Source organism: Stenotrophomonas sp. 89682_Sma (assembly GCF_056481405.1).
This window is the reverse complement of record NZ_CM151147.1, coordinates 3,150,283-3,164,098: the sequence shown is the minus strand read 5'-3', so window position 1 is coordinate 3,164,098 and position 13,816 is coordinate 3,150,283. Positions and strand designations below refer to the sequence as shown.

Annotated in this window: 14 protein-coding genes; 2 read left to right on the top strand and 12 right to left on the bottom strand. The window is 68.1% G+C overall.

The genetic code is table 11. The features are described from left to right. Positions 1-3 precede the first annotated feature (3 nt). Positions 4-1,593, bottom strand: a complete 1,590-nt coding sequence (locus ACZK29_RS14705) for a cytochrome ubiquinol oxidase subunit I (RefSeq protein WP_049431332.1) — start codon at positions 1,591-1,593, stop codon at positions 4-6. Between the two features lie 228 nt (positions 1,594-1,821). Here ACZK29_RS14705 and cydD point away from each other — a divergent pair, with 228 nt between their 5' ends. Together cydD and cydC are read left to right on the top strand one after the other, a co-directional pair. Next, positions 1,822-3,567 carry a thiol reductant ABC exporter subunit CydD gene (gene cydD / locus ACZK29_RS14700; protein WP_111202855.1) on the top strand — a complete coding sequence of 582 codons (1,746 nt, stop codon included), beginning with the start codon at positions 1,822-1,824 and terminating at the stop codon, positions 3,565-3,567. Next, positions 3,564-5,237: a thiol reductant ABC exporter subunit CydC gene (cydC, locus tag ACZK29_RS14695; protein ID WP_111202853.1), complete on the top strand. Its 1,674-nt coding sequence runs from the start codon at positions 3,564-3,566 to the stop codon at positions 5,235-5,237. Before cydD ends, cydC begins: the two co-directional genes overlap by 4 nt. 100 nt (positions 5,238-5,337) lie before the next feature. On the opposite strand, the gene ACZK29_RS14690 is transcribed toward cydC, so the two are convergent. From ACZK29_RS14690 to ccmA, 11 genes are all read right to left on the bottom strand, one after another. Further along, positions 5,338-5,682 carry a DUF1294 domain-containing protein gene (locus ACZK29_RS14690; RefSeq protein ID WP_111202851.1) on the bottom strand — a complete coding sequence of 115 codons (345 nt, stop codon included), beginning with the start codon at positions 5,680-5,682 and terminating at the stop codon, positions 5,338-5,340. Further along, positions 5,683-6,795, bottom strand: coding sequence for a homoserine O-acetyltransferase MetX (metX, locus tag ACZK29_RS14685; protein ID WP_459047095.1), 1,113 nt, complete (start codon positions 6,793-6,795; stop codon positions 5,683-5,685). A gap of 136 nt (positions 6,796-6,931) precedes the next feature. Further along, a complete protein-coding gene (locus ACZK29_RS14680) occupies positions 6,932-7,921 on the bottom strand; it encodes a tetratricopeptide repeat protein (protein WP_111202849.1) in 990 nt (329 codons plus the stop codon). Next, on the bottom strand, positions 7,915-8,364 hold the full coding sequence (locus ACZK29_RS14675) for a cytochrome c-type biogenesis protein (RefSeq protein ID WP_111202847.1): 450 nt from the start codon (positions 8,362-8,364) through the stop codon (positions 7,915-7,917). Before ACZK29_RS14675 ends, ACZK29_RS14680 begins: the two co-directional genes overlap by 7 nt. A 4-nt stretch (positions 8,365-8,368) precedes the next feature. Continuing rightward, complete coding sequence (locus ACZK29_RS14670; protein ID WP_049430564.1) at positions 8,369-8,986, bottom strand: DsbE family thiol:disulfide interchange protein; 618 nt, start codon at positions 8,984-8,986, stop codon at positions 8,369-8,371. An 8-nt stretch (positions 8,987-8,994) separates the two neighbouring features. Further along, positions 8,995-10,914 carry a heme lyase CcmF/NrfE family subunit gene (locus tag ACZK29_RS14665; RefSeq protein ID WP_478446192.1) on the bottom strand — a complete coding sequence of 640 codons (1,920 nt, stop codon included), beginning with the start codon at positions 10,912-10,914 and terminating at the stop codon, positions 8,995-8,997. Beyond that, positions 10,915-11,376: a cytochrome c maturation protein CcmE gene (gene ccmE, locus ACZK29_RS14660; RefSeq protein WP_459047091.1), complete on the bottom strand. Its 462-nt coding sequence runs from the start codon at positions 11,374-11,376 to the stop codon at positions 10,915-10,917. It lies immediately after the preceding gene. Then, the gene (locus ACZK29_RS14655) at positions 11,373-11,561 is read right to left on the bottom strand and encodes a heme exporter protein CcmD (RefSeq protein WP_459047090.1); all 189 of its coding nucleotides are present in this window, start codon (positions 11,559-11,561) and stop codon (positions 11,373-11,375) included. The genes ccmE and ACZK29_RS14655 overlap by 4 nt, the downstream gene beginning before the upstream one ends. Further along, positions 11,558-12,328 (bottom strand): heme ABC transporter permease CcmC, encoded by a 771-nt coding sequence (gene ccmC / locus ACZK29_RS14650; RefSeq protein WP_459047089.1) that lies wholly within the window; start codon positions 12,326-12,328, stop codon positions 11,558-11,560. Before ccmC ends, ACZK29_RS14655 begins: the two co-directional genes overlap by 4 nt. Positions 12,329-12,371: 43 nt before the next feature. Further along, positions 12,372-13,067, bottom strand: a complete 696-nt coding sequence (ccmB, locus tag ACZK29_RS14645) for a heme exporter protein CcmB (protein WP_197591397.1) — start codon at positions 13,065-13,067, stop codon at positions 12,372-12,374. Further along, entirely contained in the window at positions 13,064-13,678 is a 615-nt protein-coding gene (gene ccmA / locus ACZK29_RS14640) for a heme ABC exporter ATP-binding protein CcmA (RefSeq protein WP_414490363.1), read from the bottom strand. The genes ccmB and ccmA overlap by 4 nt, the downstream gene beginning before the upstream one ends. Between the last annotated feature and the right edge of the window lie 138 nt (positions 13,679-13,816).

Here is a 13,816-nt window from a genome sequence, read left to right as displayed (position 1 = left end):
GCCTCAGGCCTGGCCGGCGGCCGGCGCCGAGGCATTGTGGGAAGCATGCGGCTGGGGCGACTGCAGCGACGGCAGCACCTCGTCCGGACCCTTGCGGATCGCCTTGAGCATCAGCTTGATCTCGACCACGATCAGCGCGGTGTAGATTGCGGTGAAGCCTGCCAGGGTCAGCACGATTTCATGCAGGGCCAGGCCCGATGCCGCATAGAAGGTCGGCAGCACGCCATCGACCGCCCACGGCTGGCGACCATACTCGGCCACGAACCAGCCGCACTCGATCGCGATCCACGGCGCCGGCAGCGTCCACAGGGCCAGCGTGAGGAACCAGCGCTTGTCCTGGAAGTTGTTGCGGCAGGAGTAGTAGAAGGCCAGTGCGAAGAAGGCGATCAGGTAGAAGCCGAGGCCGGCCATCACGCGGAAGGTCCAGAACAGCGGCATCACGCGCGGCACGGTGTCCATCGCCGCCTGCGAGATTTCCTGCGGGGTGGCGTTGAGGATGTCGTCGCGGTAGCGCTTGAGCAGCAGGCCGTGGCCCAGGTCCTGCCAGTGGCGGTCGAACATCTCGCGTGCTTCAACGTCGTTCTTGTTGGCGCGCAGGCGTTCCAATGCACCGTAGGCCAGCTGGCCGCCACGCACGCGGTGTTCGGCGCGCTCGACCAGCTCCAGGATGCCCGGAATCGGCTGGTTCAACGAGCGGGTGGCGATCAGGCCCATCAGGTAGGGGATCTTCACCGCATAGTCGTTCTGGTGGGTTTCCTGGTTCGGGATGCCGAAGGCGGTGAAGTCGGCCGGCGCACGCTCGGTCTCCCACATCGCTTCGATCGCGGCCAGCTTCATCTTCTGGTGTTCGCTGGCGGCGTAGCCGCTCTCGTCACCCAGCACGACCACCGACAGCGATGACAGCAGGCCGAACGCCGCGGCCACCGCGAACGAACGACGGGCCAGGTCCTTGTGCTTGTTGCGCAGCAGGAACAGCGCGCTGATCGCCATCACGAACACCGCACCGGTCACGTAGCCGGCGCTGACGGTGTGCACGAACTTGGCCTGCGCCACCGGGTTGAACACCACCGCCATGAAGTCGACCACTTCCATGCGCATGGTTTCCGGGTTGAACACCGCACCGGTCGGGTTCTGCATCCAGCCATTGGCCACCAGGATCCAGATTGCCGACAGGTTGGTGCCCAGCGCCATCAGCCAGGTCACCATCAGGTGCTTGACCTTGGTGAGGCGGTTCCAGCCGAAGAAGAACAGGCCGACGAAGGTGGCCTCCAGGAAGAAGGCCATCAGGCCTTCGATCGCCAGCGGCGCACCGAAGATGTCACCCACGTAGTGGCTGTAGTAGGACCAGTTCATGCCGAACTGGAATTCCATGACGATGCCGGTGGCAACGCCCATGGCGAAGTTGATGCCGAACAGGACGCCCCAGAACAGGGTCATCCTGCGCCAGATCTCCTTGCCGGTCATCACGTACACGCTCTCCATGATGGCCACCATGAAGGACAGGCCGAGGGTGAGCGGTACGAATAGGAAGTGGTACATCGCGGTCAGCGCGAATTGCAGCCGCGACAGTTCTACGACTGTCTGATCAATCATGGCCTGGCTACCTCGTTGGATAGTGCCGTTGCAGGTGGCGGGAAGGGTGGTCTACGACGTGAATGATGTGACCGACTACTTCAAACAGCCTTGATCCAGATCAATGTATGAACAGGTATGCGAAGGGATCGTATGCGAACCTGATGAAGACTGCGACCGCCGGCCGCAGGGGCGGGCTGTTGCCTGCGCCTACAATGCCGTGTCTCCCCCGATGCCCGTGAAGACCCCTTGAGCGCTGCCGAAACGACCCCTGACGGCCTTTCCCCGGAAGCTGAAACCGCCCGCCAGCGGCGCGTACGCACGGCTTGGCTGGCTGACCTGGCACGCACCGCTCGAGGCCGCCAGCGCCTGGCGGCGCTGTGCATCAGCCTGTCCGGAGCGCTGTTGATCGGCCAGGCTGCCGCCATTGCCTGGCTGGTGCAGCAGGTGCTGGTGGAGCGCGCACCGTTGGCATCGGGCCTGCCGGTGCTGGGTGGGCTGGCGCTGGTCCTGGTGCTGCGCACGCTGCTCGGCAGCGCCACCCAGGCTGCCGCCGGTGATGTGGCCGATGCCGCACGGCTGGCCCTGCGCGAGCGCGTGTTCGCGCGACTGCTCGGGCATGGCCCGCTGTGGCTGCGGCAACGCCGCACCGGTGAGCTGGGCGAACTGATGCTGCATCACGGCGATGCGATCGAGAACTATTACAGTGGCTTCCTGCCGGTGCGCACCGAAGTGGTGGTGGTGCCACTGCTGATCCTGGCCGCGGTGGCGTGGGTTGATTGGGTGGTGGCGCTGATCCTGCTGTTCACCGCACCACTGGTGCCGTTCTTCATGATGCTGGTGGGCTGGGGCGCCGAAGCCGCCGGTCGTGCCCAGCTGGGCGAACTGGCGAGGATGAGCGGCCACTTCGCTGATCGCATCAAGGGCCTGGGCCTGCTGCGCCTGTATGGCCGTGGCGAGGCCGAGCTGGAAGGTATCGAGGCCGCCGCCGAAGGGGTGCGCGTGCGCACCCTGAAGGTGCTGCGCATCGCCTTCCTGTCGTCCACGGTGCTGGAATTCTTCGCCTCGGTGAGCGTGGCGATGGTCGCGCTGTACCTGGGCCTGAGCTACCTGGGCATGATGTCGCTGCACTCGATGGTGCCGACGCTGGGCGCGGGCCTGTTCTGCCTGCTGCTGGCGCCGGAGTTCTACGCGCCGCTGCGGCGCCTGGCCGCGCACTACCACGATCGTGCCAACGCACTGGCCGCTGCTGCCGAGGTGGAACGGCTGCTGCAGTCTCTGCCCGAGGAGCAGGGCCTGATCGAGAACGAGATCGCACCGCTGGCGGTGGAACCGGCCGAAGCTGCATTGCCGCCGCTGCAGGCACAGGGCCTGGTGCTTCGCCCGTTGGGCGCGCCGCATGATGTGCTGCACGATCTGGACGTGCTGCTGGAGCCGGGCCAGCGCCTGGCCCTGGTCGGTCCCAGCGGGTCCGGCAAAAGCACCTTGCTGGAAGCGCTGGCCGGCTGGCTGCCACCGCGCGCCGGCAAACTGCAGCTGCGTCCTGGCGTGCAGGTGGCCTATGCCAGCCAGCGCCCGTACCTGTTCCACGGCAGCATTGCCGACAACCTGCGCCTGGCCGATCCGGGTGCCAGCGATGCGCGCCTGCGTGCGGTGGCCGAGGCCGCGCAGGTGCTTCAGTTCGCACAGCGCCTGCCACAGGGATTGGATACGGTGATCGGCGAACGTGGCTTCGGCCTGTCCGGCGGCGAAGCCCGTCGCATCGGCCTGGCCCGGTTGTTGCTGCGCGACCCGCAGGTGCTGTTGCTGGACGAACCCACCGCGTTTCTCGATGCCGATACCGAAGCGGCCCTGCTGCGCAGCCTGGCGGCCTATGCACGAGGCCGCAGCGTGGTGGTCGCCACCCACAGCCCGGCGGTGATCGCCTGGGCCGACCGTTGCCTGCTGTTGCCGGAAGGTCGCCTGGTGGAACCGGCGCAGGCGGTGCGCGCATGAGCCGCTCGCCTGATTCGCTGCGTGCGGTGTTCCTGCGTCATCGGCCGCGCCTGCTGCTGACGATCCTGCTGTTGTGGACCACCATGCTGGCCGGCACTGCATTGCTGGGCCTGTCCGGTGGCTTCCTCACCGCCGCCGCATTGGCTGGTGCGGCCGGCCTCGGCCAGGGCTTCAACTTCTTCTCGCCGTCCGCAGGTATCCGCGGGCTGACGATGGCACGCATCGTGTCGCGCTACTTCGAGAAGCTGGTCGGCCACGATGCCACCCTGCGCATCGCCCGCGACCTGCGCGTGTGGTTCTTCCGCCGCGCGTTGCCGCTGGCACCCGCACGGTTGGGGGCTACGCGCACCGGCGAACTTCTGGCGCGCCTGCTCGGTGACATCGGTGAAGTGGATGGCCTGCTGGTGCGTGCGATCGGGCCACTGGTGGCGTTGGGCGCGCTGTCGCTGGTGGCGGTTGCATCGGCGGCGCTGATACTGCCGTCGGCAGCGGTGCTGCTGGCGGTGCTGGCGCTGCTGATCGCCTTCGGCGTGCCGTGGCTGGGTGTGCGTGGCCGCGACGATGAAGAGGCCGACCGTGCCGCGCATCGTGCTGCACTGCGCACAGCCGCCTTTGAAGGATTGGAGGGGGCGGGCGATCTGGCCGCGCTGCATGCCGATGCGGCCTGGCAGCTGAAGGTGCGCGTGGCCGCCAAGCAGCTGGCCGCGCGTGATCGTCGTCGGCGCTGGCGCCTGATCGCAGCCTCGACCCTGCATGGCGTGGTCGCGGGGCTGGGGCTGGTGGCGATGCTGGCGCTGGCGCTCCTCGCGGCCGAACAGCAGCGCATCGCGCCGGAAATGGCGGCGGGCCTGGTGTTCCTTACCGTGGCACTGATCGAACTGTGGGCGGGCATGGGCCTGGCCTGGCAGTCGCTGCAGGCCGGGCGCATCGCCGCCGATCGCCTGCAGGCCATCGTCGAGCAACCGCCGACGGTGGAGGATCCGCAGGCGCCACAGGCAGTGCCGCAGGCCGCACGCGTGCATTGGGATGACGTGCATTTCCAGTGGCCGGGCGCGGCGCGACCGGTGTTGTCCGGCCTGCAGTTGACCCTCGCGCCGGGCGAACGAATTGCCATCCGTGGCGACAGCGGCAGTGGCAAGACCACCCTGTCCAGCCTGCTGCTGCGGCTATGGGATCCTCAGCAGGGACGACTGACCTACGGCGGCCGCGACCTGCGTGATTTCTGTCAGGCTGATTGGCACCAGCAACTGGCATGGCTGCCGCAGAACGCGCCGGTGTTTGCCGGCAGCGTGGCCGAGAACCTGCGATTGGGTGATCCCGATGCCAGCGATGCCGCCTTGTGGGCGGTGCTGCGCCGCGTGCGCCTGGGTGAATGGGCCGAGCGGAATGGTGGCCTGCAGACCTGGGTGGGCGAGAACGGCGCGACGATGTCGGCCGGCCAGGCGCGGCGCCTGGCGCTGGCGCGCGCGCTGCTGCGCAATGCGCCGATCCTGCTGCTGGACGAACCCACCGAAGGCCTGGACGTGGATACAGCACGTGCGCTGCTGCAGGATCTTTCCGGGTTGCTGGACGGGCGCAGCCTGCTGATGATCACCCACGATGATCTGCCCAAAGGCGTGGTTGACGCGCAGTACCGGTTGCGTGATGGCGCCCTGGTCCGCGAACTTTGACCGATGCACATCCACGCGTGGCGTGGATCTACTGTAGAGCCGAGCCCATGCTCGGCTTCGTAAAGAGGCAGCCGAGCATGGGCCCGGCCCTACAGGTTGGCTATCGCGAGAACTCGCGCAGCATCACCGCGATCGAGGCCACGTTTGCCAGTACGCACAGCCAGAACGCCCACTGGAACGTGGCCTTGCGGTGCTTGTGGCGGAACACGGCCTGGCCCAGCAGCGCGCCGGGCCAGCCGCCGGCGAACGCCAGCAGCTGCAGGGTACGTTCGGGAATCCGCCACTGCTTTCGCTGCGCCGCGCGCTTGTCGTGACCGTACAGGCCGAAGGACACCGCGCTGGCCAGCAGGCACCATCCGCCCAGCCACAGCGGCAGCACGCCGCTGATCATCAGCGCGATCAACGCGCCGAACGCGGCCAGCGCCAGGTTGCGCCGCCAGCCCACTTACAGCGCGTCGAGGAAGCCGCGCACGGCCGGGCCGAAACGATCGAAGTCGACCAGGAAGGCGTCGTGGCCCTGCGGTGACTCCAATCCGATGAAATGCGCTTCAGCGCCTCCGGCACGCAGGCCGTCGGCGACCTGTTGCTGCTGCTGCACCGGGAACAGGATGTCGGTGTTGGCGCCGATGGCCAGCGCCTTCTCCACCCGGATCTTCGCCAGCCCCGCCAGCACATCGCCATCGGCGTACTCGGCCAGGTCGAACCAGTCCATCGATCGGCTCAGGTACAGATAGCAGTTCGGGTCGAAGAAACGCACGAAGCGCCGCGCGTGCCCTTCCAGATAGCTTTCCACCTGGAATTCCAGGCCGAACGGATCATCATCGGTCTGGTCCGAATCCAGCCGCACGCGGCCGAAACGGCCGTCCCATTCCAGTGCCGAGCGATAGGTGATCACGCCCAGCTTGCGCGCCATGCGCATGCCGGACTCGGGATACGCGTCGTCGTCGTAGTGGCCGCCGTTCCAGCGCGGATCAAGGCGGATCGCTTCGCGCTGCAGCGAGCGGATCGCGATCGAGAACGGCAGCGCCTGCGCGCTGCCGGAAATGTTGACGTGGCTGCGCGCGATGCCCGGATGCAGCATCAGCACGGCCAGCGCGGTCATGCCGCCCATCGAATTGCCGATCACGCAGGCCAGCTGCTCGATGCCCAGCGCATGCATGACTTCGATGGCGGCGCGTGCGCCGTCTTCGATCGACAGTTCGGGGAAGTCGAGGCGATACGGTTCGCCCGTGGCCGGATTGAGCGAGGCGGGGCCGGTGGAGCCTTTGCAGCTGCCCAGCGAGTTCACGCACACCACGAACCAGCGGTTGGTATCGATCGGCTTGCCGGGACCAACCATGCCTTCCCACCAGCCCGGTGCCGGATTGGCGTCGTTGGCCGCTGCGTGCGCATCCGGCGAAAGACCGGTCACGATCAGGATCGCGTTGCCTGCGTCGGCAGCCAGCGTTCCCCAGGTTTCATAGGCCACGCGGGCGCCGTGCAGGGCGCCACCGCGCTTGAACGGGAACGGCGAGGGCAGGGCATGGAAACGGGTGCCGGGCGGGATGAATTCAGTCATGCGGGCATTCTAGCGGGGCCGGATGTGCAGCTGGCGACATGCTGGTTTCCATCGGTGGCCGTATCCACGCATGGCGTGGATCTACTGTAGAGCCGAGCCCATGTTCGGCTGCCGAGCATGGGCTCGGCGCTACAGGTCAGGGAAACCGCAGCTCAACCACGCCGTCATGCGGCAGGCTCACCTTCACCGGCACGCTCTGCAGGTCGCCCTCGCTGCGGTTGGCGCTACCGGTACGCGAGATGCGTGCCAGCACTTCCACTTCGCGATGTGCCGACAGCGGTGCGGTCGGCATTGGACTGTCACCGTCGCCCAGCCCGACCGTGGCCGGGAAGCCGGCCAGCGGCAGCTTGCGAGCGGCCACCGGCATCGGCGGGCCGCCGACGGCACGGGCCAGCACGAACACCTGGGTGCTGGCTGGCCACTCGTTCGCCTTCAGTGCAGGCAGCTGTACGCGCACCTGCAGCAGCGCCTGCGGCGTCGCAGCGGCAGCATCAGGTGCCTGGCCGGCAGCTTCGCGGGCGATGGCGATCTGTGCCTGCAGTGCCTGCGCGGCGCCCGGTTCCAGTCGCGGCAGCAGGCTGCTCCAGACGTCGGCGGCTTCGGCATTCCGGCCCCGCTGGCGCAGGGCGATGCCGAGCAGCCAGCTTGCGCGCTCGGCATCGGGTGCCAGCGTGCGCGCCTGCTGCAACCAGGCCATTGCGGTGTCATCGAATTGTTTGCTGGCGTCGGCCTGCGCACGTGCCTGCGCGGCTTCCACCAGTACGCCCGGATCATCCGGTGCCAATGCTGCGGCCCGCGCGAACGCGCCCGCCGCAGCTGAGGCATTGCCCAGTTCGGCCTGCGAACGACCCAGCAGGGTCCAGCCATCGGCCCGCTGTGGGTCACGCTCCAACGCATCCTGCAGGGCCTGCACGCCATCGCGCAGCGTCGCCACCGACGGCGCCGGCTGCACCTGTGCGGCGCGCGGATCGCCCACCAGCAGGTAAAGACAGGCGCCAGCCACGCCAAGTGCAATCACGCCCACCGCGAAACCGCGGCGACCGTGGTGGCGCAGCGGCCACAGCACCAGCGCTGCCACCAGCGCAGCGACCAGGCCGGCCAGCATCGGCAGCCAGTGGCTCACCATCCATCTCCTTCATCGGCCTTGCCGGCCGGCGCGGCGCCGACCGTGCGTCCACGACGGCGGACGATCCCCAGCACCACCAGTGCGCCCGCACCCAGTACCAGAAGCGGGCCCCCCCACAACAGCCAGGTGCCTGGTTGCAGCGGTGGCTGGTAGAGAACGAACTCACCATAGCGCGCGACCAGGAACTGCTTGATCTGCGCATCGTCGTGGCCCTGCTGCATCAGCTGCAGCACCTCGCGGCGCAGGTCCTGGGCGATCTGTGCGTTGGAATCGGCCAGCGACTGGTTCTGGCACTGCACGCAGCGCAGCTGCGCGGCCAGGTCATGGAAGCGGCGTTCCTCGGCGCCATCGCGGAACTGCAGCGGCTGCGGATCGTGCAGCGGCTGCTGGGCCGGCACGGCCAGTGGCAGCATCAGGAGCAGCAGCGCCAGCAGGCAGCGCATGGGCTCAAGGCGCCGTGTGCAGGGTGTTGCCGGCATTGCCCTGGGCCTTCTCGATCTTCTCCAGCGCCGGGATCAGCTTCTCGTCGACCACGCGCTGGGTCATCGCGCCGCTGTATTTCCAGCGCACGATGCCACTACCGTCTACCAGGAAGGTTTCCGGTGCAGCGGTCACGCCCCAGTCGATCGCGGTGCGGCCTTCGACATCGCTGAGCACCACCATGAACGGGTTGCCCAGCTGTTCCAGCCAGTGCAGCGCGTCGGTGGGGTCATCCTTCCAGTTGTAGCCGATCACGCGCACGCGCTTGCTCTCGGCGAAGCGGGTCAGCACCGGGTGTTCCTCGCGGCAGGCCGCGCACCAGCTGCCCCATACGTTCAGCAGGTAGGGCGCACCGCGCAGGTCGTCGCTGTGCACGATCATTTCCGGGTCGTGCAGCACCGGCAGCGCGAACGCCGGCGCCGGCTTGTCGATCAGCGCCGAGGGCAGCACGTCGCGCTGCGGATCGCCCGATTTCATCACCCCGTAGATCATCAGCCCAAGCAGGCCGAAGAAGAACAGCACGCCTATCACGATGGCTACCGGCGGCAGCGGGCGGGAAGGGCGAGGGGCGGGGGACTCGGACATGGGAACTCCTACGGACGACGGAAACGGCGGTCGGCGGCGGTGATGAATCCGCCCAGGGCCATCAGCAGCGCGCCCAGCCAGATCCAGCGCACGAACGGCTTGATGTGCACCCGTACCGCCCATGCATTGTTGCCCAGCGGCTCGCCCAATGCCACGTAGACATCACCGTCGAAGCGTGCATCGATGCCGGCCTCGGTCATCACCTGGCCGCCACTGGCGTACTGGCGCTTCTCGGGATGCAGCAGGGCCTGCTCGCGGCCGTTGCGGAACACCCGCAGATGGCCTCGATCAGCGATGAAATTCGGCCCTTCGCGATGGTCCACGCCTTCGAAGCGGACTTCGTAGCGACCGACCACCAGCTGCTGGCCCGGCGCCAGCGCCACTTCGCGCTGCACGTTCAAGGCTTCCACCAGCAGTGCGCCGGCCAGGAACACGGCGATGCCGGCGTGGGCGACGATCATGCCGAGCATCTCGGCGGTGAAGCGGCCGTTGCCGCGCAGGCGCTGCCAGACGAAGCGCGCGGTGCCGATTCCAACCCAGGCCGCCGCGGCGACGCCAAGGCCGGCCTTCCAGCCGTTCTGCGGCGCCTGCCACCAGGCCAGGGCGCCCAGCAGCACGGCCAGCCCCAGCCACGGCGCCAGCAGCGCGAATGCACGCGAAGGTTGGTCGCGTTGCCACTTCACCAGCGGGCCGAACGGCAGCAGCAGCACCATCGGGGCCATCAGCAGCAGGAACAGACTGCCGAAGTAGGGCGGCCCGACGGAAATCTTGCCCAGCGACAGCGCATCGGCCAGCAGTGGATACAGTGTGCCGAGCAGGACCATCGCGCAGGCTGTGGCCAGCAGCAGGTTGTTGGCCAGCAGCAGGGTCTCGCGCGAGGTGGCGGTGAAGCCACGGCGCGGATCGTCGGCGTCCACGCTGAGCTGGTTGGCACGCAGCGCGTACAGCAGCAGGCTGCCGCCGACCAGCACCGACAGGAACACCAGGATGAACAGGCCGCGCGACGGATCGGCGGCGAACGAATGCACGCTGGTCAGCACGCCGGAGCGCACCAGGAAGGTGCCCAGCAGCGACAGCGCGAAGGCGGCGATCGCCAGCAGCAGGGTCCAGCTGCCGAAGGTGCCGCGCTTTTCAGTGACGGCCTGCGAATGGATCAGTGCCGCACCGACCAGCCATGGCATGAAGCTGGCGTTCTCCACCGGGTCCCAGAACCACCAGCCACCCCAGCCCAGCTCGTAGTACGCCCACCAGCTGCCCAGGGCGATGCCCAGGGTCAGGAAGCCCCACGCAACGTTGGTCCAGGGCCGCGTCCAGCGCAGCCAGCGCGCATCCACGCGACCTTCCAGCAGCGCGGCCACCGCGAACGCGAACGGCACCGCGAAGCCGACATAACCGATATAGAGCATCGGTGGATGGATGATCAGGCCCGGGTCCTGCAGCAGCGGGTTGAGATCGCGCCCTTCCAGCGGCGCAGGGTTCAGGCGCAGGAACGGGTTGGAGGTGAAGATCAGGAAGGCGAGGAATCCGACGCTGACGATGCCCATCACCGCCAGTACGCGCGCCTGTACCGGTGCAGGCAGGTGCCGGGAGAACAGCGCCACCGCGCCGGTCCACAATGCCAGCACCAGCGCCCACATCAGCAGCGAGCCCTCGTGCGCGCCCCATACCGCCGAATAGCGGTAGATCATCGGCAGCAGCGAATTGGAATTCTCGGCCACGTAGCGCACCGAGAAATCCTGCTGCACGAACGCGGCGGTGAGCGCCGCGAACGCACCAGCGGTCAGCAGCAGCTGCGCGAACGCGGCAGGCCGCGCCACCGCCATCCATGCCGTGTTGTCGCGATGCGCGCCCACCAGCGGCAGGCCAGCCTGCAGCAGCGAGGCCAGCAACGCACACAACAACAGGATCTGACCCAGTTCGGGCAGCACTCAGCGCACCTCGGGTGCCGTCACCGGCACGTCGTGCTTGCGATGGGCATCGCCCATCTTGTCCGCCACTTCCTTCGGCACGTATTTTTCGTCGTGCTTGGCCAGCACTTCGTCGGCGACGAAGGTGCCGTCCTGCAGGCGGCCGCTGGCGACCACGGCGGTGCCTTCTGCAAACATGTCCGGCAGGATCCGCGAGGTGGTCACCGCCAGCTGTGCATCGCCATCGGTCACTTCGAAACGTGCTTCCAGCGAACCGACCGGGCGGTTGAATGAGCCTTTCACCACCATGCCGCCCAAGCGGAAGCGCGACTGCGCATCCACATCGCCGCGCAGTACTTCCGCGGGCGTGTACAGGTAGGCGATGTTGCGCTCCAGCGCCATCGCCACCAGTGCGGTGGCCAGGCCGGAGGCGAGCAGGGCCAGCAGCACCCAGGCCAGGCGGCGACGCTGCACCGGCGTCATCGTTCCAGCTCCGCCGGCAGCGAGGCCGCCGCATCCTGCCTGCCGGAGCGGGTCTGCTGGCGTTGCTGGCGGGCCAGGGCGAGCCGGCGCGCCACGCGCAGGCGCAGCCACGAGCCGATGGCATCGGCGCCGAGCACCAGCACGAACACGGCGTAGGCGCCGATCACATAAGGCAGGTGGGTCACGGCTGGGCCTCCCCGGTCGGGCGTGCGGCATCGACGCGGCCACCGACCCAGGCCTTGCCGGCCTCGCGGTCGAGGTTGTCGGCGCGTGCCTTGGCCAGCACCGAACCGGCGAACCAGAACTTGGTGCCGATCACCATCCACCACAGCGGCGCGATCATCGCGCTGCTGATCGCCGATTCACCGAATACGTTGATCGACTGGCGCTGATGCAGGCCACCCCACCAGTCCACCGAATAGCGGATCACCGGCAGCAGGCTGACGCCGACGATGGCCAGCAGGCCGGCCGCGCGCGCGGCGCTGCGGCGGTCCTCGATGGCGTGGTACAGGCCGATCACGCCCAGGTACAGGAACAGCAGCACCAGCTCACTGGTCATGCGCGGGTCCCAGTCCCACCAGGTGCCCCAGGTGCCTTTGCCCCAGATGCTGCCGGTCAGCAGGGTGATCAGGGTGAAGCCGGCGCCCATCGGCGCACAGGCCATGGCCAGGATCTCGCAGACCTTGATCCGCCAGATCAGCGCGATGGCCGCATACAGCGCCATCAGCGCGAACACGAACAGGCTCATCCAGGCACTGGGCACGTGGATGTAGAGGATGCGGAAGCTGTCCAGCTGCTTGGCCTCCGGCGGCACCACCAGCAGCGCCTGCCACATGCCGACCAGCAGCACCGGCACCGCGGCGAGGTAGAACACCCGCGACCAGCGGGCAGCGAAACGGTCGAACGTGGGCGGTGAACCGAGTTGGTGGAACCAGCGGACAATCGGATTCATGCGTGGCGGCTATCCAGCAGGGGTGGATTGGCTCTCAGCTCGGTCAACTCAGAGAAATGCGTATTGCAGCAGCAGTGGCCAGTGGTGCCAGCACCAGTGCGACCAGCAGGCCGGCGCCCAGCATCAGCAGCGCACCGACCGGATCCTGTCCGCGTCCGGCTGCCGCCAGGCTGCCTGCGCCGAACACCAGCACCGGCACATACAGCGGCAACGACAGCAACGCCACGAGAATACCAGAGCGCCGGATGCCTACGGTCAGCGCGGCGACCACGCCACCGATCAGGCTCAGCAACGGTGTTCCCAGCAGCAACGATGCCAGCAACATCGGCAGCTGGTCATGCGGCAGATGCAGCATTTCCGCCAGCAGCGGGCTGACCACGATCAACGGCAGTGCAGTGGTGGCCCAATGCAGCAGCACGCGCACCAGCACCAGCCAGGCCAGCGGCACCGGCGCCAGCAGCCATTGTTCCAGCGAGCCATCTTCGGCGTCGGAACGGAACAGCGAATCCAGCGACAGCTGGCCGGCCAGCAGCACGGCCAACCACAGCACCGCACCGGCGGTGGCGGCCAGCGGCTGTGGTTCGCGGCCCTGGGCCAGCGCGAACAGCACCACCACCAGCACCGCGAACAGCAGCGGCTGCAGCGCATCGCCGCGACGGCGCCAGAGCAGGCGCAGGTCACGCTTGAGCAGGGCGCCCGCGGTCTGCCACAGGCCCGGTTCGGTGCCTGGCGCGATCATGCGGCACCGCCAAGGTCGAGCTGGCGGGTGCGCACCGGCGGTGCGGCATAGGCGCCATGGGTGGTGACCAGCGCAGCGCCCCCGGCGCGCAGGTGCGCGGAAATCATCCGGTTGACCAGGGTGATGCCCTCCAGGTCGAGGTTGGCGTAGGGTTCGTCAAGCAGCCACAGCGGCGCCGGCGACAGCCAGATGCGCGCCAGTGCCAGCCGGCGCTTCTGCCCGGCCGACAGGTGGCGTACCAGGGTGTCCTCGTAGCCGGCCAGGCCGACGATGGCCAGCGCGTTGCCCGGCATCTGCCGCGCACGGCGGCCGTGCAGGCCACACAGGAAATGCAGGTTCTCCAGCGTATCCAGGTCCGGCTTCAAGGCCGGCAGGTGGCTGAGGTAGGCCACGTAGCGTGCACGCTCGGCATTGCTGGCCGGCTTGCCGTCGATCCGCACCTGGCCGGCGCCGGGCCGGGCCAGGCCGGCCAGGACGCGCAGCAGGGTGGTCTTGCCGGCGCCATTGCCTCCCTGCACCAGCAGGGCTTCGCCGGCGTCCACATGGAAGTCCAGCGGGCCGAACACCGGCTCGTCATTGCGGGAGAAGCTCAGGCCGCTGGCAGCCAGCAATGCAGGGGTGTTCAAGGGGCAGGGGTCTTCATGCCGGAGTGCGGCGGCAATTGTAGCGGTGAATGCTGATGGTAGTGCTGGCCGCTGGCCGGCAATTGGCCCCGGCGCCGGTTGCCTGGCCGAGGTTGCCGGCCGGCG